General features: G+C 55.3%; 14 protein-coding genes and 1 pseudogene. 3 read left to right on the top strand and 12 right to left on the bottom strand.

Features of this window, described 5'->3' with window-relative positions; translation table 11 throughout:
- Positions 1–61 precede the first annotated feature (61 nt).
- Positions 62–2,512 (bottom strand): penicillin acylase family protein, encoded by a 2,451-nt coding sequence (locus QMK51_RS22375; protein WP_320391930.1) that lies wholly within the window; start codon positions 2,510–2,512, stop codon positions 62–64.
- A gap of 285 nt (positions 2,513–2,797) precedes the next feature.
- On the opposite strand from QMK51_RS22375, the gene QMK51_RS22370 reads away from it, so the two are divergent.
- Positions 2,798–3,978, top strand: a protein-coding gene (locus tag QMK51_RS22370) for an IS3 family transposase (RefSeq protein ID WP_258696059.1) whose coding sequence is annotated in 2 segments (ribosomal slippage) — positions 2,798–3,062 and positions 3,062–3,978 — 1,182 coding nt in all. Because the reading frame shifts where the segments join, the coding sequence is not laid out codon by codon here.
- Here QMK51_RS22370 and QMK51_RS22365 read toward each other — a convergent pair.
- Positions 3,924–4,311, bottom strand: a pseudogene (locus QMK51_RS22365) (hypothetical protein); the annotation flags it as partial. The gene QMK51_RS22370 and the pseudogene QMK51_RS22365 sit on opposite strands and share 55 nt — an antisense overlap.
- 142 nt (positions 4,312–4,453) lie before the next feature.
- On the opposite strand from QMK51_RS22365, the gene QMK51_RS22360 reads away from it, so the two are divergent.
- A complete protein-coding gene (locus QMK51_RS22360) occupies positions 4,454–5,011 on the top strand; it encodes a cysteine hydrolase family protein (RefSeq protein WP_258697275.1) in 558 nt (185 codons plus the stop codon).
- Positions 5,012–5,202: 191 nt separating this feature from the next.
- Here the strand turns inward: QMK51_RS22360 and QMK51_RS22355 are convergent, their stop codons facing one another.
- A complete protein-coding gene (locus QMK51_RS22355; RefSeq protein WP_007906737.1) occupies positions 5,203–5,412 on the bottom strand; it encodes an SEC-C metal-binding domain-containing protein in 210 nt (69 codons plus the stop codon).
- Positions 5,413–5,743: 331 nt separating this feature from the next.
- Here QMK51_RS22355 and QMK51_RS22350 point away from each other — a divergent pair, with 331 nt between their 5' ends.
- Entirely contained in the window at positions 5,744–6,478 is a 735-nt protein-coding gene (locus QMK51_RS22350; RefSeq protein ID WP_320391926.1) for a hypothetical protein, read from the top strand.
- A 26-nt stretch (positions 6,479–6,504) separates the two neighbouring features.
- Here the strand turns inward: QMK51_RS22350 and QMK51_RS29030 are convergent, their stop codons facing one another.
- The 9 genes from QMK51_RS29030 to QMK51_RS22310 all read right to left on the bottom strand — a co-directional run bounded on the left by QMK51_RS29030 (position 6,505) and on the right by QMK51_RS22310 (position 18,670).
- Positions 6,505–6,678 carry a gp19.5 family protein gene (locus QMK51_RS29030; protein WP_413817502.1) on the bottom strand — a complete coding sequence of 58 codons (174 nt, stop codon included), beginning with the start codon at positions 6,676–6,678 and terminating at the stop codon, positions 6,505–6,507.
- A 221-nt stretch (positions 6,679–6,899) separates the two neighbouring features.
- Positions 6,900–7,472 (bottom strand): hypothetical protein, encoded by a 573-nt coding sequence (locus QMK51_RS22345; RefSeq protein WP_320391925.1) that lies wholly within the window; start codon positions 7,470–7,472, stop codon positions 6,900–6,902.
- Between the two features lie 36 nt (positions 7,473–7,508).
- The gene (locus QMK51_RS22340) at positions 7,509–7,997 is read right to left on the bottom strand and encodes a phage protein Gp13 family protein (RefSeq protein ID WP_320391924.1); all 489 of its coding nucleotides are present in this window, start codon (positions 7,995–7,997) and stop codon (positions 7,509–7,511) included.
- A gap of 241 nt (positions 7,998–8,238) precedes the next feature.
- Positions 8,239–12,351, bottom strand: a complete 4,113-nt coding sequence (locus QMK51_RS22335; RefSeq protein WP_320391923.1) for a transglycosylase SLT domain-containing protein — start codon at positions 12,349–12,351, stop codon at positions 8,239–8,241.
- Between the two features lie 165 nt (positions 12,352–12,516).
- Positions 12,517–13,032 (bottom strand): HNH endonuclease, encoded by a 516-nt coding sequence (locus tag QMK51_RS22330; protein ID WP_320391922.1) that lies wholly within the window; start codon positions 13,030–13,032, stop codon positions 12,517–12,519.
- A 181-nt stretch (positions 13,033–13,213) separates the two neighbouring features.
- Positions 13,214–15,904 (bottom strand): DNA-directed RNA polymerase, encoded by a 2,691-nt coding sequence (locus tag QMK51_RS22325; RefSeq protein WP_320391920.1) that lies wholly within the window; start codon positions 15,902–15,904, stop codon positions 13,214–13,216.
- A 381-nt stretch (positions 15,905–16,285) separates the two neighbouring features.
- Positions 16,286–16,633, bottom strand: a complete 348-nt coding sequence (locus QMK51_RS22320) for a hypothetical protein (protein ID WP_320391918.1) — start codon at positions 16,631–16,633, stop codon at positions 16,286–16,288.
- Positions 16,634–16,704: 71 nt separating this feature from the next.
- On the bottom strand, positions 16,705–17,208 hold the full coding sequence (locus QMK51_RS22315) for a hypothetical protein (RefSeq protein ID WP_320391916.1): 504 nt from the start codon (positions 17,206–17,208) through the stop codon (positions 16,705–16,707).
- 16 nt (positions 17,209–17,224) lie between these two features.
- Positions 17,225–18,670 carry a tyrosine-type recombinase/integrase gene (locus tag QMK51_RS22310; protein WP_320391914.1) on the bottom strand — a complete coding sequence of 482 codons (1,446 nt, stop codon included), beginning with the start codon at positions 18,668–18,670 and terminating at the stop codon, positions 17,225–17,227.
- Positions 18,671–18,698 lie beyond the last annotated feature (28 nt).

Genomic DNA, 18,698 nt, shown 5'->3' with positions numbered 1-18,698 from the left:
ACTCCCTCTTCGCGAGCAAGCCCACAGTTGACCGTGCCAGGCGCCAAATGTGGGAGTGGGGTTACTTGCCGGGCGTCAACGTCAACCGCGTTTTGCCATACACCTTGTCAAAGTTCTGCGGCTGCATCGGCAGGCTCATGTATTGCCCCTTGAGCCATGGATCGACGCTGTCGAGATAGTGCGGGCTGGCGGGGTTGCCGGATTGGCCGGTACCGTTCTGGCCCATCAGTGGTTCTGTCTGGCCGAAGTCGACGATAAAGCGCATGGCGGGCGCCAGCGTGGTGTTGAAGTCCTGTCCCCAGGTGAACGCGGCAGTATTGAGCGTGGTGTGGTCGCCGCCGGCCGCCAGCGGACCGCGCACGGTCTGGCCACTGGCGTTCTTCCACTCGTAGCGGTGCAGTTTGCCCCACTGCCAGGCTTTGTGGTCGCCGCCCAACTGGCTGTCACCCGCGCTGATCGCCGAGGCCAGGCTACGGGCGAGAATCGCCGGTTTGTCTTCTTTCTGCGCAGTGCGCACGTCATCCCAGAACGGACTGTCCTCACGGCCCAGCAGGTGATCGGCCTGAGCTGCGTAGGACAACTTGCCGTTGACGATAAAGGCTTTCCACGCCGGGCTGCTTTCCGGGCCCAGTTCGTCGAGGAAAATCTGTTTCGTGCTTTCCTGCAGGAACAGCTCGTAAATCGCCGCGTCGGCGGAGGTCGGGCTCAGTTTGCCGTCGAAGGCCATCAAGCGTGTGTACGTCTCGCGAGCCTTGCCGCGGTCCGCAACCGGCAACGCTTCGATGGCCTGCTTGAGTGGCTGAGCCATGCCCGGCGCTTCAAACATTTTCTTCAGTTTGGCGGCGAAGGTGGTGGTTTGGTCGTATTGCATGGCGATCAGGCTGCGAGTGTCGTGTTTGCCCACGCCCGCCAGTTCAGCCATGCGTTCGCCGCGCTCCGGGGCGGACCAGGAATTGGACAGCTGCATGCCGTAACCATGGGGAATGACCCGCTGGTTGGCGGTGCCGAGCCAGCCCTGAGCCGGGTCCTGGTCATACGGGTGGAGCATCGGGTCGGCGTAACCGTCCCAGTCGTAGCGACCTTCCCAGCCTGGCGACGGCAGCAAGCCTTCGCCTTCGCGACGGTTCGGGTAGCGACCGGTGACTTGCCAGCCGATATTGCTGGCATCGGCAAACACCAGATTCAGGGCAATGGCACGGATCTCACGGCTGGCGTCCGACGCTTTCTCGGCGCTCTGTGCTCGGGACAGGTCGAAAAAGGCGTCCAGGCTTTTGTCGTCGGTGAAGTCCGGCATCTGCAAGGCCAGACCGTAACCATTCGCCAGCGCGGTGCCTTGTGCGCTGTTGAGCAGCGGCCCGTGGCGGGTTTCGTACACCGCTTCGCGAATCGGCCGCTGGCCTTTGACGAAATAAGTTTCGTTGCGCACGATCGCCGGCTGCCATTTACCGCCCACTTCGTAGGAAAGGCCGTTGCCCTGGCGTTTGATTTTTTCCAGGAACAGGTCCTGGTTGTCGCCCATGACGGTGGTCATGCTCCACGCCACTTTGCTGTTGAAACCACCGAGCACCATCGGTAACCCGGCAATGGTCACGCCGGAGGCCTGGTATTTCGGCGCGCGAATCTGCACGTAACTGAGCAACGACGGCACGCCCAGCGGCCCGTGGCTGTCGCTGGCCAACAGGCTTTTGCCGCTGCGGCTGCGTTGCGGGGCGATCGCCCAGTTGTTCGAAGACGTGGCGCCCAGCAGATTCAGATCCGACAGTTGGCCGGTGGCTTTGCCTATTTCGCTCAGCCCCGGGATTTGCCCGTTGAGTTTGATGCCCTGAAGTTTTTCGGCTTCAGTCACCGGCAGTTTTTCGTCGGGCGCAGACGGCGTCAGCCACGCCAGTTTGTCGGTGCTGACGGTCTGGGCCAGCATCAATGAGGAAATCTCTTCCGGCAGGTTCGCCGATTGGCTGAAGTTCAGCAGGCAGAACATCAGCGCCGAATCTTCCGGTTTCCAGTATTCAGGCTTGTAGCCGGTGGCCGCGAGGTCCGCAGGCAATTTGTCGCGGTAGCGGAACAGGTAGGCGTTGACCCCGCGGGCATAGACTTCGAAGAACCGCTTGAGGCGCGGCGAAGAGGCCTTGTACAGCTCATCCGCGCTTTTCTTCAGATTGACCGCGCGCATGTAGCGGTCGGCGTCGAGCAGGTCCGAACCGGACATCTCCGCCAAACGGCCCTGGGCCAACAGGCGCAGAGTGACCATCTGGCTGATGCGGTCGCTGGCGTGCACGTAGCCGAGGGTGAACAGCGCATCGTGGAAGCTGTTGCTCTCGATCAGCGGCATGCCCATGGCATTGCGACGAACCGAAACGTTCTGCGCCAGACCCTTGAGCGGTTGCACGCCGGAGGTGGGCGGGAGGGTGTCCTGAGTGTTCCAGGTCTGACAACCGGTCAGGCTCAAAACACCGGCCACTGCTGCGGCAACGCCGAACCGGGGAAGAAAATGTGTAAGGGCTGGCGAGGCCATGGCAAAGCTCCTGCGGGGGGTAGAGGCGCAATAAAGGCGCTACGTTAGTGAGCAGGAGGAGGCCGCGCAAGCGGGGTGTAGGGTTATTTCAGGAAATGTCTGATAAACCACAAACTTCTGGACGATGCGTTACCCGTGGCGAGGGGGCAAGCGCCCTCGCCACAACAGCCTCCTAACCACAGGGTTTGTGTTTGCCTCAGGATTTAGGTGGATTGACCTTGTGCAGTGGTCTAATTTCCCCGGACACCTCGATAGGTGGAGAATGCATCTATCGAGGATTTTTTCATGACTGGCAAACGCAGAACATTCGACGACAGCTTCAAACTGCAAGTGGTAAAGATGATCAAGGACCAGGGACTGGCCGTTCCGCAGGTCTGCCGCGACCTGAATATTGGTGAGACCGCCGTCCGGCGCTGGGTGCAGCAGTACGAGGCTGAACAGCTGGGAGATGTCGGAATCGGCAAACCGTTGACTGCTGAGCAACAACGTATCCGGCAGTTGGAGCAGGAAAATCGCCAGCTCAAGATGGATAACGATGTATTAAAAAAGGCTACCGCCTTCTTTGCCCGCGAGCTGAAGTAACGTATCGCTTGGTTCGGCAGCTGCAACAGAAGGCTTATTCGGTGGCGCATGTCTGTCGGCTGCTGGGCATCAGTCGATCCGGGTTCTACGAAGCCAACAAGCGTGCTGAAGTGCCAACATCAATTTGTCCCATGGCTCTGCAACTCAAGGCATCGTTTGCCGCAAGTGGCGGCTGTTATGGCAGTCGTCCGTTGCGTAAAGTGTTGCACGCCAAGGGCATGGAAATAGGCCTTTATAAAATTCGTCGCTTGATGCGTGCCAACGGTCTGCGTTCGGCTTGGAAGCGTAAGTTTGTGCATACGACAGATAGCAACCACGACCTGCCGATTGCTGAAAATGTGTTGAATCGCCAATTTGAACCCGACGCAGTAAACAAAGCTTGGGTGGCAGACATTACCTACATCCGGACCCGAAGCGGCTGGTTATACCTGGCCGTGGTGCTGGACTTGTTCTCACGCAAGATAGTCGGCTGGTCCATGGCCCCGAACATGCCGGCTGAGCTGGTGTGTAGTGCAATGCAGCTGGCGATTGCTCAACGTCAACCACCACCGGGTCTGGTCGCCCACTCGGATCGTGGCAGCCAATACGCGAGCGCAAGCTACAGAGCGCTGTTGGCAAGAAATGAAATGCAGCAAAGCATGAGCCGTAAAGGTAATTGCTGGGACAACTCAGTGATGGAGCGCTTCTTCCTGAGTTTGAAAATGGAGCGGGTATGGCGGCGCGATTACGCCAACCACGCCGAAGCGATACGTGACATCACTGAATACATCGTTGGGTTTTACAACAACGAGCGGCTGCACTCGAAACTGGGATATCTGCCACCGACCGTTTACGAACGGGCAATGGCGTCTAAACCTCCTATCGAGGTGTCCGGAATTAGTTGACCACTACACTTGTCCACCAGCGCATACGCCTTCACCGTCGCCGGGCGGTTCTGGATGTGGTTGAACCAGCGCAGCACGTTAGGGAAGTCTTCCAGGTTCTGGCTCTGCCATTTGTGGGAAACGATCCACGGGTAGATCGCCATGTCGGCAATTCTGCCCGGCCATCGGCCCCAGGCCGCCCATCTGCCAGAACAGCCATTGCAGCGCCTGCTGGTGCCCGCGCAGGTCCTTGGGCAAGAACTTGCCGGTTTTCTCCGCCAGGTACAAAAGAATCGCCCCCGACTCGAACAGCGACAACGGAGCTCCGTCATCGGCCGGCTCGTGATCGACGATGGTTCCAAATCAAGAGACATAGTCAGGTACGGGCAGCGACCGCGAGCATCAGGTCGTCCTGTTTGCGTTTGATGGCTTGCCAGTAGCAGGAAGTGATGCTGAAGTGCGGAAAACTCAATGACCTTGCATGAGAAAAGTCGGCATGGAGCTCAAGACGAACGCGGCGCTGATCATCATCGATCAACAAAAAGGCATCCTGCACCCCAGGTTGGGTCGTCGAAACAACCCACAGGCCGAAGAGCGCATTCTGGAATTGCTGGGGCATTGGCGTCGAACCGGGCGGCCGGTGATTCATGTGCAACACCTGTCCCGTTCAGCGGATTCGGTGTTCTGGCCGCAGCAATCGGGGGTGGAGTTTCAGCAGCGATTTCAGCCATCGGTCGGTGAGTGGCTGATACAGAAGCAAGTGCCGGATGCGTTTTGTTCGACGGGGTTGGAGGCGCGTTTGCGCGAGGCGGGGATCGATCAGTTGATCATCGTTGGTGTGGCGACCCACAACTCGGTGGAGTCCACGGCGCGAACGGCCGGGAATCTTGGGTTTGAAGCGTGGGTTGCGGAGGATGCGTGCTTTACCTTCGACAAGGCGGATTTTTTCGGCAACGACCACTCAGCCGAAGAGGTGCATGCGATGTCGCTGGGTAATTTGCATGGCGAATATGCGACGGTCGTGGGCACAGCAGAAATATTAATGGCTGGCTGAAAACCTGTGGGAGCGAGCCTGCTCGCGATAGCGTTTTAACGGCCAAATTGATAGTGAATGTGCCGCCGTCTTCGCGAGCAAGCCCGCTCCCACATTTGAACTGCGTCACCCACAACACAGCAGATCCAATGTGGGAACGGGCTTGCTCGCGAAGGCGATTCAACAGGCGAAAAAATTATCCGCCCGAAGCATCAAGCGCCGTGGCACTTCTTGAATTTCTTGCCGTTGCCGCAGGGGCAAGGGTCGTTGCGGCCGACATCCTTCAGGGCATTGCGCACCGGCTCCTGGTGGGCGTGGCCGCAGTTCGGGCCGTGGACATGGCCATGGTCGTGATCATGGTGGTCGTGATGGTCATGATCGTGGTTGCAGTCAGGGCCATGGACATGGGGTTGCTGGGTCATCGGGGTCACTCCGGAATTAAATCGGCGGCAATTAGCCGAGTAGGCCGGGGATCACATGATATGGACCCACTCAACTGTTTGTCTACTCGGTTTGTCACACCATTGTCGCATTCTTGGCGCAGTCCCAAAAGCTTCATTCAGAGGCCTGCGCGTGCGCGATAAGGACCCCATGCGAGCGCACGTTAAGGCTCAGGCGCGAGGGCGTACGGGGGACTTTGGGACCATAGAAACACTGAGGTGGTCATTCAGATTTTTCTGCCAGATTCTCAAGGGTGGGGCGAGCTATCTGACGCTACACTGCCTGTTCATGTCAGTGACTCGGGATCACAAAATGGCACGCGTAACGAACCGGAAGATTGAGGAACAATACTTTGATTCTTTTCGCCAACACTATGTACTGCCGTCCGGGACAATCGAATACAGCGACAAGCCCGATGTACTCATTCTCGATGAAGGCGGGCAGAGAATACTCGGTATAGAGATAACAAGGCTTTACCAAACTGAGGGTGGTGACCTCAAGGGCGAACAGCGCCAAATCAAAATGCGTCGCAATGTCATTGATAGGGCGGAGGACATCTATCTATCAAGAGGTGGGCGGAAAATTTGCCTACACATCTCCTTCGATCCTAATCATCCGATCATAGGTAAGGAGCACGTAAAGAAGACAGCGGAGAACTTGGCCCTCTTTGCTTTGGGAGTCTCGTCGCATAGGGATATGTACACTGCATACAACCCTATCGAAGCGTCTCCTGAGCTTAGCTACCTTCACCACGATGGGAATGAGTATCCCCTCAGTAACTGGGAGAACCCGCAGGTCTATGACACGCCAGCTTTGTTAGTCGAACGAGTAAAGAAGGAGGTGGCGAACAAGGCCGCGAAGGTTCTGGAGTATCAGAATTGCGAGGCCCAATGGCTTCTAATTGTTGTCGACTACTGGGATTCGTCACAGGATCAAGGCACGCACTGGCCAGTAGACGAGGATGTAGGTAGAACCCCTTTCGAGCGAATTCTGATCTACAAGACTTGTTTCAATGAGGTTGTTGAAGTGACTCAAGGAGCCCTTTGAGGCACCCGGCCAGAATCACAGCAAGATCACCCATCACAGCCACCAAGTACAACGCAGACGACATCCCCAAAGCCTTCGACCAAAGGACCACCTTGAGTAACTCCCAGAGTGACAAGGAGTAAACCAAGAAATCGGTAGGTGACACGGTGGGTAGCCAGAGTGCGGAGTACAGCAACACAGGTCTTCCACCGTGTAGTCATCGCATAGCCCTCCTTGAGCTGTAGGGTTAGGTGGATGATAACCACCTTCCAACAGGGCAGCCTGTGAGGGCGTCTTAAAGAAGAGGCGCAGGGTCAATCTGTATAGGTAACCTTAAGTCCCCTCTGGTTATAGTGGGTGTTTCTGGAGGCTTTATAGACCGGGCCTCTCAGAGGTGGTCATTTTGAAAAATAAGGGAACCCGTTAAGGTCCCCTTTGAGAATTACCGTGTGCCACCGTTCTGCACGCTTGCGCTGTTACCTCCTGCCGGGGTCCCAGAGGCGCCCTTACCGAATTTACCTCCCGCCGCTGCATATCCTTGGACGCCAGAGGAAACGATGTTCAAAGCGTTCGCGATGTTGTTGACCTTGTACTTGTTGCCTCCCTGCCCACGAACAGCGGCCTTAGAGTTCTCAGAGCTACCTACGCGATTCGCGAAGATCGCTTGATAGTCCCGCTCGTAGTTGTCGGTAATGTTCAACCGCTGAGCTGAGGCGTCGTTGTCCACAGAATTACGCAGACGGTCCATTGAGTTACCAGAAAGTCCAGACTCGCCAATAGCTGCACGAATAGTGCCTTGATTGCGGATTGTCTGAAGGTTCACCTCTGTGAGTTGCCTACGGGCTTCGTCATGCTTGTCCACGGTTGCAAGCTTCTGATCGTTCTCAGCAAAGTTGGCCTGCTTGACGATTTCGTTCTGCTGCTTCCGTTCGTTGTCGGTCATCTGACCCTTGGCCTTGGCTCCTTCAGATGCACTTGAGGCAGCCGCAGCGGCGCTCATAGCCATCATCGCCATGGGTATAACGAGTGGTCCACACATTTCAATGTCCTCCTATAACCAAAATTGTTTGAATGGAAATCCCGCAGGGCTCATGGCGTGGTCAGCTTGAAATGTTGCTCCAAGCACCTCCAAGAGTCGGACGTGAGCGCGATTACTTACGGCGACATAGTTGGTTAGCGCTACTCCGCTGGAATTCCCGCGCTTGATGTCTTCCAAGTGACTCTTCAGGATTCTGTAGAATCGATACCGTTCGGCTTTCGAGAGTTCCGTAACTACGTTCGTCGTAACAAACCAAATGCCTCCCCCAGCGTGCCCGCCCACAGCCAGCACACGAGAGCCGAACTTGATCGCGTGAGTTGTCTCGTCGATGGCCTTGGGAAAAACCTCGGCAGGGTCGCGGCCTGTTTGCATCGAATGAAAATCTGAGAGATCACCAGCGGATAAATCATCTGCTGCCACATGCAGGTCAGCGAGGGTTGCTTTTACTTTATAAATTTGGGCATCGCCGACAGCAAGGCAGGCAGTTTTAATACTGGTCATGTTTCATTTTCTCCATATTAGATTCGCCCCCTGGCCGACCTCCACGACCCAGCTACTCGACCTTATGGAGGTCTGCGCATGGTCCAGAAGGCAGCCAATGGGGCGAGTTGATTGATTGCGAGATTTCCCATGACAAGCGTTTTCAATGGCCTGCGAGGAACGTGGATGCTCTATAAGAGCTGCGGAAAGCCCAACCAAATGAACCACTCCGTTAGCTGGATGCAGACTGTAGGACTGTGTTTTAACGAATCTCGACGCCCTGACCTTCCAGCATCATCAGCAACAACTTCTGACTGACTGGATCGTTAGGCACGAGCCCACGCAGACCATTGAAAACGCCTGTCATGTACTCTTGGTCTGCTCGGCGGGAGTCCGTACCAGATGCCCCGAAGGCGTTGTAACCAACCTGCCCGACGCTGGAGAGAACCCCGTAAGCCGGAACCTGTTCAGCAACTCGACCGAGTACCGCTGTGGTCCGGTCGTCCTTCGTTGCGCTGTACTTCATGGCGCCTTGCGGACGTTGCTCTTTGGGTCCCCGAGGGAGAATCGAGGAACGGACCATTGCGGCCTGATCAAATCCCAAAGGTGCCGCGATGATGTTCATCAAGCCCAGCGGAGCGCCTATGTGGGAACTACGGGACAGTGCCGCGTAGGCCAGCATGTTGGGATCAAGCGCTTGCTGTAGGAACTTCTCACGCTGGTCCTTAGGCATCCCCGATGCTTGGCTGTACTTCATTGCGACGTAGCCAGACACAGCCAGACCAGTCGAAAGGACTGCCTGCATAGTTTGGTCAATCGCCCGGCCATTCTTCGTCGCATCGTGATAGCCACGGATCAGCCTGGAGTTGACTGAGCGCATCGTGAAGTTCTTGAATTGCATCGCCATCTTCACGCCAGCGCCATAGGCCTCCGTGTCCGTCGAGGAGAACTTGTGAGTACGAAGTATGGTTTCGTCAGCGATCTTATCGCCCATGCGCCACAGGTCCATTGTCCGTGGATCACGCTGGAAGGCTGCTCTGTCAGAGACCTTATAGGACCCGTCTGACTGTTTCTTCACGTAGGTCGCAATGAGATCCTTCATCCCCTCGAACTGCTCAGGGGTGATCGACATCGACTTCAGACGCTCAGGCTCAAAGAGCTTCGAGCTGCGCCCCCCTACGACGTGATTCACGAAGTCCGAGAGGACCCCTTGACGGCCAGCGTCTGCAATATAGTTGGACGACTCTGTGAGGAACTTGGTGAACGGCGACCATGCCGCTGCTTCCTGTGTGCCATACCTGATCGTCCCCACGACCTGAGCAAGCGTCGGGTTCGTATTCGCATGGTCGCGCAGGCGCTGAATAATGTCCTGACGGGTTGGACGGATGTGATTATCCAGCTCACGCCCGAAGACCATCAGATGCATATCCGCAAGGTCGTTAGCCTTGATCTTGGAGCCCCACGCGGTCATGTCCTTCAGGATCGGCACGCCCTTCAAGAGCATCCGCGTGTGCCCCTTGGTCACCATACCGGCAACCTCAGTGATGGACTGCACGCCCATGTAGGCGTTCTTTGCGAAGAAGCTCATGTCTGTCAGAGCCCGTGACGCAGTCGCCAAGGCGCCTTCAGGATCACGCCGGGCACGGCCTGTCAGAATCTTAACGGACTCCTCAAGGGCCTTACGCTCAGACGCCACTGAGGTTTTCACCTTAGTGATGTCGTGAAGGAGTTCCCCTGTGGTTCTGCCAGTAGCGCCCATGATTCCGATGTCACCGTTAACACGGCGGTCATAGCTGGGCGTGATGCGTGACAGGTCGAACTCACGAAGGTCATTGACAGCGAACTGAGAGCCATCAGACAGCGGGACTGTCATGTCAGAGTCGAACAGGTGGCGTCCTTCGAGGAAGTTGTTGGAGGCCAGTCCCATAGAGCCGGGGATGCTTCCTTGGTCGCTTAGTGAAAGTAGGTTCGACTCATCGAAGTCTTCTGATTTAGCGACACCGAAAGCCTTCCGAGTGGCGTAGTCCTCGACCAGTTCATCCAAGATTTCTTCGCGAAGCTTCACGGCGTCCACTGGGGCCGCTGGCTTCTTTCCGCCTGGCTTAGGCATCCGTGCCTTCAGCTCTTCCTCAACAGCATCCTTCAGGTAGTTGTCCACCCGAGATTTGACGTGGGGGCGAGCCGCATAGCTGGCCAACCAAGATTCCTTAATGGCGTCCTGAAGCCCATCCTGACCACCGAACTTCTGTAGGTGAAGGTTCTTCGCAGCAGACGAATATATGTTGGGGATGTACGAACCAGCGTGACGCGTCTCAGGCAACACAGGGCGGGCCTTACGGTTGCCAAACTGAGCCGGTGCAGCCAAATAGTCACCTTTGAGGTCGTAGTGACTCTTGATGGTGTCCATAAGCTTCCGCTCGCCTGCTGTGAGTTGGGTCAGCTTGTTGCCTGACATCTCCTCAATGGCCTCAGCGACACGGCGGTATGCACGCTCAATGTGAGCCTGACGGCCTCCCTCGGTCATCGCATAGCTTGGGTCCTTGATGGCCTCCAAGACCTCTTCGGACATCTTGTTGTAGGTCACATGATCCTGACCTTGGATGCGCTCAATGATGTCCGAAGCGGTAGCCCCGAACTTCCCGTTAGAGCCCGTTACGGTCCCTGTAGGCGAGCGGAACAACTGGCTACCAATCGCCAAGACATCAGGGCTCTCAGAGCGATTGAGCGTATAGCCTATCTCTGTGAAGCCACCCATTGAGACGCCTTTGGCTGCACGATCCGGCATCACCTCAGCGGCCTCAGCCAGAAGCTTTGGATTGAGAGGATTGGTGGCTGAGAGGATTGAGCCATCTTGCAGGCGCACAGCACCCGGCTCGTTAGGATGGTCAACATAGCTCACCCCAAAGGCTTCCTTAGGCTCCTCACCGGCCATCCATGGGAAACGTGAGGGGTCTTCCTGACCTAACTGACGGGCAGTCTCTCGGGCCTCTAAGCGAATACTCGAACCGGCAAAATCATTGGCGTCCGGCTCCATATCGGGGTGCAAGTCGAACCGTTCGTTTGGCAAGGCAGACTCACCGTGCCTCGCAAGGATCGCCTCAAGATCACCATCCGTAACCTCGGAGCGCGCAGCAGCTTTAGGAGCCGCTTGTAGGGCTCTGTCGAAAAGCGCCGTAGCGCCTGCACCGAACAGGGCCCCACCTACCAGAGCAGTCCCGTAATGACCCTCAATGCCCGTCATGCTTTCCCGTAGCCCCTCAGACGCCACGGCAGCAGCGCCCGAGTACATTGCACCCTGAGCAACCCGAGAGATGAGGCGAGCGCCAGTTGTCCCAGGCACAGGAACGTAAGTCAGTGGGTCAAGGCCAGCACCGGCAAAACCACCCACAATCTGGGCGCCTGTACCGGCTCCATTGATACGCCGCTCGTACTCCATGTTTTCCTTTGCCATTGCGATAGCATTCGGGAGGTTGGCTCGTTTGCCCTTGGCGTAGTCCTGCACGAAGCTGAAGTATTGAGGGTCTACGCCTTCCTTGCGGATCATGTCGTAGTCCTCAGCGGTCCACTGAGAGTTGTCTGTGGGATTCACCCAGTCCAACGGATCATGGTCTTCCTGTGTGGCGTATCGGAAGATCGAAGCGACCGGGGACGTAGCCAGCGAGGCAGCAGTTGCATCACCAGTGCCCTCAAAGGTGCCCTTCTCGGGCTTCCCAATGTGAGCTGAGAGCGTGATGTAGTCCTGCTGAGTTTGCGGAGCCGTACCACCATCAAGGTTCATGTTCCCCAGTTGAGGGAGGTTTTCACCTACACGGACCTTGGGGGTTGCCGCCACGCCCTGAGTTGCATCCTCAAAGGTGACGGCTTGAGCCTTTGGGTTGATCCCCGGATTGGTCACCTCCTGAGCATCGAACCACTGGCGGGATGGCGAGTCACCAGACACATCCAGCAGCTTGCGCATGTAGTTCTGACCCTCGGGACTGATCTTGCTGAAGTCGCCCGAGTCCAGGGCGGACAGCTGTGAGGAACCTAAACGGCCTTGCCCTTGGTTGTACGCCAACGCGGTCTTCAGCAAGTCGCCCTTATAGGCCCCGCTGAGGTCTTTGAGGTGGCGGGCAACCGCTGGGATTGCCTTAGCGGGGTCCATACGATCTTCAGGGGACATCAGGCCGTAAGCCTTGCCGGTCAGCTCCGTCATCTGGCCGAGACCCAAGGGGCCTGTAGGGGATTTTGCGATAGGGTTGAAGCTGGACTCATTGAAGATCAGCTTGTGCATGAAGTCGTAGGGGATGTTGTTGCGATCAGCTTCTTGTCGAATAAGGCTGTCGTATGGCGTGCCTTTGGCCTTCACCGATGCGTAATCTTTTTCTGTGGTCATATGAGTATTTTTCCTTTTGTCTGACTTCCCGCCGACCTCCACGACCAGTTCAAAGCGCCCACACTCAGGGCTCCGGCATGGTTCGGAAAGTCAGACAGAAAGAAGCTTTGAATGATGATTTAATTTTCTGGCGGTCGGGCCGGAAGGGCGGTTCAGTTTCTTGTATTAGTTTCTGGCGTATTGGCCGTGATATCGCTTACGAACTTGATCGAGGTAGCGCGTTGCCGTGTGTATCGATGCAATTACAGTGCGGTGTACACTGCTACCAAGTGTTACCTGAGCCTGATACATACCGTTCGGTAGTTTGCTGATTCCTTTAGGAAGATCACCTTTCCCACGCTTACGTGCATTCTGTAAATTCTGCTTGTTGGTGCAGCACCGTAGATTGTCAACATGGTTGTTCGATATATCACCGTCAATATGGTCTACAACCAAAGGCCCTGGGTCCTCGCCTGTATGCATAAAGTAGACGATTCGATTTGTGCGGTAATGAAGGTTTTTGAATTTGAATCGGTAGTAGCCCTCGCGATCCTTACTCAGAACCGGGCCTATTTTTCCGTTCCTGCCGCCTCCTGCCTTGATCCGAGAGAGGCCCGAAGGGCTTCCTTGATCAATCTTGAAATTATCGAGCAATTTACTTAGCTCAGGCATCGGAAGGTGATGCGTCTGTGTTTGATTCATTGATTGCCCTCACTGGTATCCTGACGGGATGTCATCGCTTATAGTGGGGGTCTATATGTGGTGCTTTCATTGTTATCCGTCACTACATGTTGTGTCTTTGGTGTGAGGCGAAGCTAAATCAGAATATGCATCCCAAGCTTCAACTGTAGAAAGCAGGCGCGTTGCATAAAAGGAGATTCGCTTAGGCGAAGGCAAATTCACTCTCCAGAATCTTGGAGATGTCCAAGGTCCCTTTGGTTGGCAGTGGCGGCATCTTCTCCAGTTGGCTTTCATGTAGCTGCTCCATGAACTGCTCACGGAAGTCATCAAGAACATCGTTTTCGGTATACGTCTCAACCATTGTTTCCCGAACTGCCTTGAACATCTTCCCGGCCTTCGCTGGGATGGTCCCAAAGCTGTCATGGATCAACGCGAAGAACTCCACGCCGTAGCACTCAGAAGCCTTAACGACCGTCTTGCGGAGGTGTGACCCATCTTGGCTATGCACGAAGTTCGGAGAGATGCCCGATTCCTGCTTAGGCCCGTCGATGATGTCCGAGTCCTTAATGTTCACCGTGGAGCGCAGGCGGATAGTCCCGAGGAACATCAGCTCAACCCGACGCTGAATAGGTTTCATGTACTCCTGCCATACAGGGAAACCATCAGGGGTCACCCAGTAAACAGGCATGCAAGGCTTCAGGATTTCCGGCTCAGGGTTCTTCTTGGTCTTCTTGGTCGCAGTGACCTCAGTAGCCAGGAGCTTTGCCGCTTTTTGTAGCCACAGCATGGCCTCAACTGCCTTCACCACGACCACACTCACCGAGTCCCAAATCATGTTGGCCATGTAGCGTGCACATTGCTGCGCATCCGGGAACCACTGAGCGCCGTCACCTTCGTCAATTGCTGGCTGAATGATGTCGTCGCGGACCTGATCGGTGAACCCGAAGGCCTTTGAGCCGTAAGCCAGTGTCATCACGGAACGCTTGGTCACCTTACGGCTGATCCCGTAACCCATCCAGCCCTGTGCGAGGGTCCGAGTCCCCAAAATGCGGCGCTCGGTAATCTCACCGGTCTTCTCGTTGGTGATGAGCTGGACGCTGTCTTCGGTGCCTTCGATCAGATCCTTTTTGACCTTCTCAATGACTTCCTCAGCGACCAACCGATAGATGTCCTGCACCTCATCCGAGGGAAGCAAGTTCACCGCACGACCGCCCCGCTCGTCTCGCAGCATGGCCGAGAAGTGCTGAATGCCAGAGCAAGAACCATCGAAGGCAATCGGTAGAGCCGACTCCCACAGTTCGCCGTGTTCGACCACACCGGCCCACTCAAAGCAGAACGCCAAGAAGCAGAACGGGGAATCCATCTTGGTCCACTCAGGCTGACCCAGAGGGTCACGAGCAATCTCAAGGATTAGCTCTTCGTTGTCCTCAACCCACTTCTTACGCTGGCTGAAATCAACCTTATCGACACCCGCACAGTTGGCCCCGTGAATCTTGAGCCACTCAATACCGTCCTTGCCTACAGGCTCCGCAACGGAAGCCATGAGCATCCCCTTGGTCATATCGTTGCCCTGGGGATTGAACGAAGGGATTGCGTAAACACGGCCCCGCCAGTCGAGGTTGTACGGAAAGTAAATCGCCTCGTAATCAGCGAACTTCTCGGCCTGCTCAATGATGAACTCATAGGACAGGCGACGGCTCACACGGGCACGGTCACGGCGATAGACACCGGCTGCTTCTTTCTTCCAAGCCTTCAGGACCACAGGGTCTTCCCCGATGCCGTCTGGCTGGATTGGCAGTTCTTCACGGTCAGCGGTTGGGAACTTGTCGATAGGGACGCGTTTCCACTTCATGATCGCTTTGGCGACTTCGAGAACCTTTGTGTTGACCTTCCATGCGGAGGCCTGAGCGATGTTGACGGCCTTGTAGACCTCGGGCATGGACACGTCACGGTAGCGCTGAAGAGCACGCTTCGAGCGGACACGAATCAATGGGATAGGCTTGCGACCCTTGGCCCAGTAGCCCCCGCCAATCATCTTGGTCCACTCTTTCGGCGGGACAATCATTGGTTGATGCCGTGGAGTGATCCCAGCCAGAGAGAAGGCCCGGTTGCACAGCTTGTCGGCCCATGCCTGAGTCAGGTAGATGAACTCACCATCAAGCTTCACGTTGCCAGCGTTCTCACGCTTCATCTCGACCAATTGAGTGGACTCAATGAGCAGCTCTAACAAGCGGATGCCCATGTGGTACGCCACGTCATTGTCCACGGAGTCCCATGAGGTCCACGAAGACTCAATCTCATTGGCCTCCTGCATGTGCGCCTCAACTTTCTCAAGGAATTTGACCTTGTAGGTGTGGCCATTGCGCTTGTTGAGGGCCTTGCGGATGTTCTTGTTGAAGTGCTCCGCCTCCTGTTCACGGATACGACCAAAGCGGGCTTCCTCCTCCAGGCCACGGCCAAGGGCGACAGCCAGACTTTGCACGCTCTGAGGGCCTTTCTTTGCCACGGTGTTCAACACGATTTTCACGGTGATAGCCGCCACGTTCTCCGACTTGACCATCTGGAAGAACTGAAGGCCTACATGCTTACGGCGAACCTTCGTTACTTGGTATTCAACCCAGTTATCAAAGGCAGTCATCATCATTGGAACAAGCGAGGTCAATACGTGTTTTGCGGTCGCATTGTCTGCGAACTCACCACGATCAATCTGACGTTCAAGTGCTTTATGGAAACGCTCTTCGCCCAGTGTGTAAGCTTCGTGCTCCAAGGAAAGTTGAGTGGCTGCAAGATCAGGCCCGTACATGCCTGAAAGAGTTTCAAAGGCCCACGAGGCCTTATCTTTAATATCGCTGAAGTCGTGCTTAGTTGGTTGAATTTGGCTTTCTGCGGACATGGAGATCCCTTAGAGGCCTTTTACGGCCTCCAACTAATTAGTTAGGTGTTTTGCTGAATCGAGAGCGCAGAGGTCCGCAAAGAGGACTTAAAGAAGTCTCTAAGGGTTAAGGCTCATAGAGGGACAGCGGTTTTGTTAGAGGGCCTAACTAAACTTGGATTTTCAGCGGATGCACTTTCAGGCTGACTACGTAGCTTCTTCGCAGATGGGTGAATGCTGACATGGATGGCTTTCCTATTTTGCGAGCCTTTCGATCCGCCAAATGTACGATCAATATTGTTTTAAGTAAACGATTAATAACGTATCAGATAATAAAAAAATACCCGGTGAATCCGCGAAGGCTTCAGCCGGGCTTTCTGACCTGTTAGTGGGGCGGGGCGATTAGCAGACAGGGTGCTTAAGCAATACGTCAACAAAGGCCTGACGCGTATTTTCCCGCGTTACCTTCAGTGTCAGAGCTAAGCATAGCCATGAGCTAAGTCGGAGAGCTTTTTGGGTGCGCTGCACGCTATCGATGTATGTGTACTCTTCCGCTATCACCGCCATCCCTTTCGCGCCCTTGGCGCTCCATAGAGAAATCCCAAGCTCATTGGTCTCCTTCACCACCATCCCGCTTTGGCTCAACTCATCAATTGCGCGCAAGATTGTCTTAAGAAGCTCGGCATGTGCTCGCCCTGGTGCCTTGTCATGTATCTGAAGGGTTGTCGTGTGAAGTTTTGGGGAGGCCATAGGGTCCGCCTAACATTAAATAAATTTTGTGAAGTGCTGAATGCGCGCCGGGTGTGCTGTGTGACCTAATGCTATGAGACATCCCCAGGCGTAAGCCGCTTAGGTTTTTCGGTTGGTGGTAGATAGTCTGCCCACTCAACTGGCCCGGTTATCTCTGACATTTTGTAAATAACCTGCCGCTGCTCCATGCTTTCTACGTGATTCCACATCCGCAATAGTATTTCGTCAGCTTCTGCACATTCAGCCGCTTCAAGTTCGGCGATGGGAACTTTGCGCTGCCCTTTCTTTATTTTTCTCCTTGGTCCGGTGGTCTTTACCCACTCTACCATTTCGTTGCCGGCCCTAATTAAGTCAGGCTGAGACCCAAAAGGACTGACAATCATAGTCACGGTCAGATAGTCACCGGCTATCTCACACCAAAGATTCAAGACCTCCTCTTTGGCTGCGTTGAGCCCTAAAGAGTGCGTGCAACGCTCTAAGTGGTAGCTGGTTATCCCATTATCGATCTGCTGAGTAACAAGGGAGAAGCTAAGACGCGTGATCCGCTTACCGGCTGGTGTCCTTTGGTTTTCCATAATGCTCTCAAACGATTCAGCTCGTAACGGACGACCAAACGCCACTTAGAGTGCTTGCGAGGATATCGACAGGAACTCCCGACCCATATGTGTCATAGGAGATAGAGTTACTGGCGTGCCCAAGGATGCCCTGAGTAAAGGTTGCCGGGACGCCCCGCGCTTGCAGTGAGGATGCCATGTGGTGGCGCAGAGAGTGAAGTGTCTGGTTCTCGGTCTTGTTCACCCCAAGGACCTCCTTAACGAAGCTGCGCAGTAGGCCGCTTTTCCTTGGTACGGAAATGGAGCAATCAGAAGGCAGGTAGCCCGCCTCAACGGCCTTTAGGAATTCCTCCAAGTCGAAGCCCAGCGCCCCATCAGTCAGAGGCACCACACGTTCACTGTGTTTGTTCTTGATGGACTTATCTTCGCCTTCTTCGTTGATGCTGATGCACCAATGTCCCTCAACTTCCTTGATGTCGCCTTTGGTGAGTTGCAAGACCTCACCAACACGAGCCCCTGTGACGACCAGAAGGGACAGGGCCCAGCGTTCCCACGATGACGATTGGAGCGAGTTCGCATGATTCATAATCGCCTCTACCTGATCCCGCTTGAACGCTTCACGGGCGCTCTCCGTGCCCTTTGTGAACTTAAGCTTCGAGGTGTACGCCTTGACCAAGTAATCATTAGCCACCCCCCAAGCCATAACAGCGATGAGTTTAGCGAGGATAGTATTCACTGTGGATGGCTTGCGAGTCTCTAAAAGCTCAGCCCTTACAGCCACCATATCGGCCCGTGTGTGCTTCCTTAGGTCATCCAATCCGCACGCTTCCAGAGTCTCACCGATGATCTTGTGGTTGCTCACAATCTGGGTCAGCGATGAATCCTTAATGTTGGCCTTATGTTCCTTCATGAACTGAGCCGACAGGTCATCCCACAGTAGAGGTGCTTGCCGATCGAATACAGATAGAGGCGCAGAGGTGGCATCTTCACTCTCGGAGAGTTCCCGAATGATGCCTAAGAGCGGTTCTGGGTCTCCTTTGAGTCGATCTTGCGAGCCCGTCATGATTCGTTTGCCGTATCCGACTGTTCGCTGCTGAGGCTCTGTGAAGGGCTTATGAGCCGACGCGATAGTCAGTGCGGACTTGAGTTCGTCATAGATCATCTCGTAGGCCACCAATGAGTCATCACCGTGGGCCATCGTCAAGCATTCCTCAGCGATGACCAAGAGGCGAGGGCGCAGGTCCTCCCATGTGGCAGCTGGGTTGTCAAGGTGGAAGACTGCAAGAGCCCTGAGGATGTCTTTAGAGATGTCCATTGCTGTGGTTCGGTCTGCTGTGCGTAAAGAGATCGTGAAGTAGTTCTGTGTGGTGCTGCGAGGTCGTAGACGCAGGTAGTAACGACCATTGCGCCTGAAGTGCCACGGTTTAGCGAGGATGGTTTGTAACAGGTTAGTGCCTTGCTTGGCACATTCGAAACTGGTCATGAGCTGAAACCCCTGAGTTCATTGGGTT

The sequence above is a fragment of the Pseudomonas sp. P9_31 genome (assembly GCF_034008235.1).
In the GTDB taxonomy this organism is placed as follows: Bacteria; Pseudomonadota; Gammaproteobacteria; order Pseudomonadales; family Pseudomonadaceae; genus Aquipseudomonas.
The sequence above is the reverse complement of the archived record's forward strand: the minus strand, read 5'-3'. Positions and strand labels throughout refer to the sequence as shown.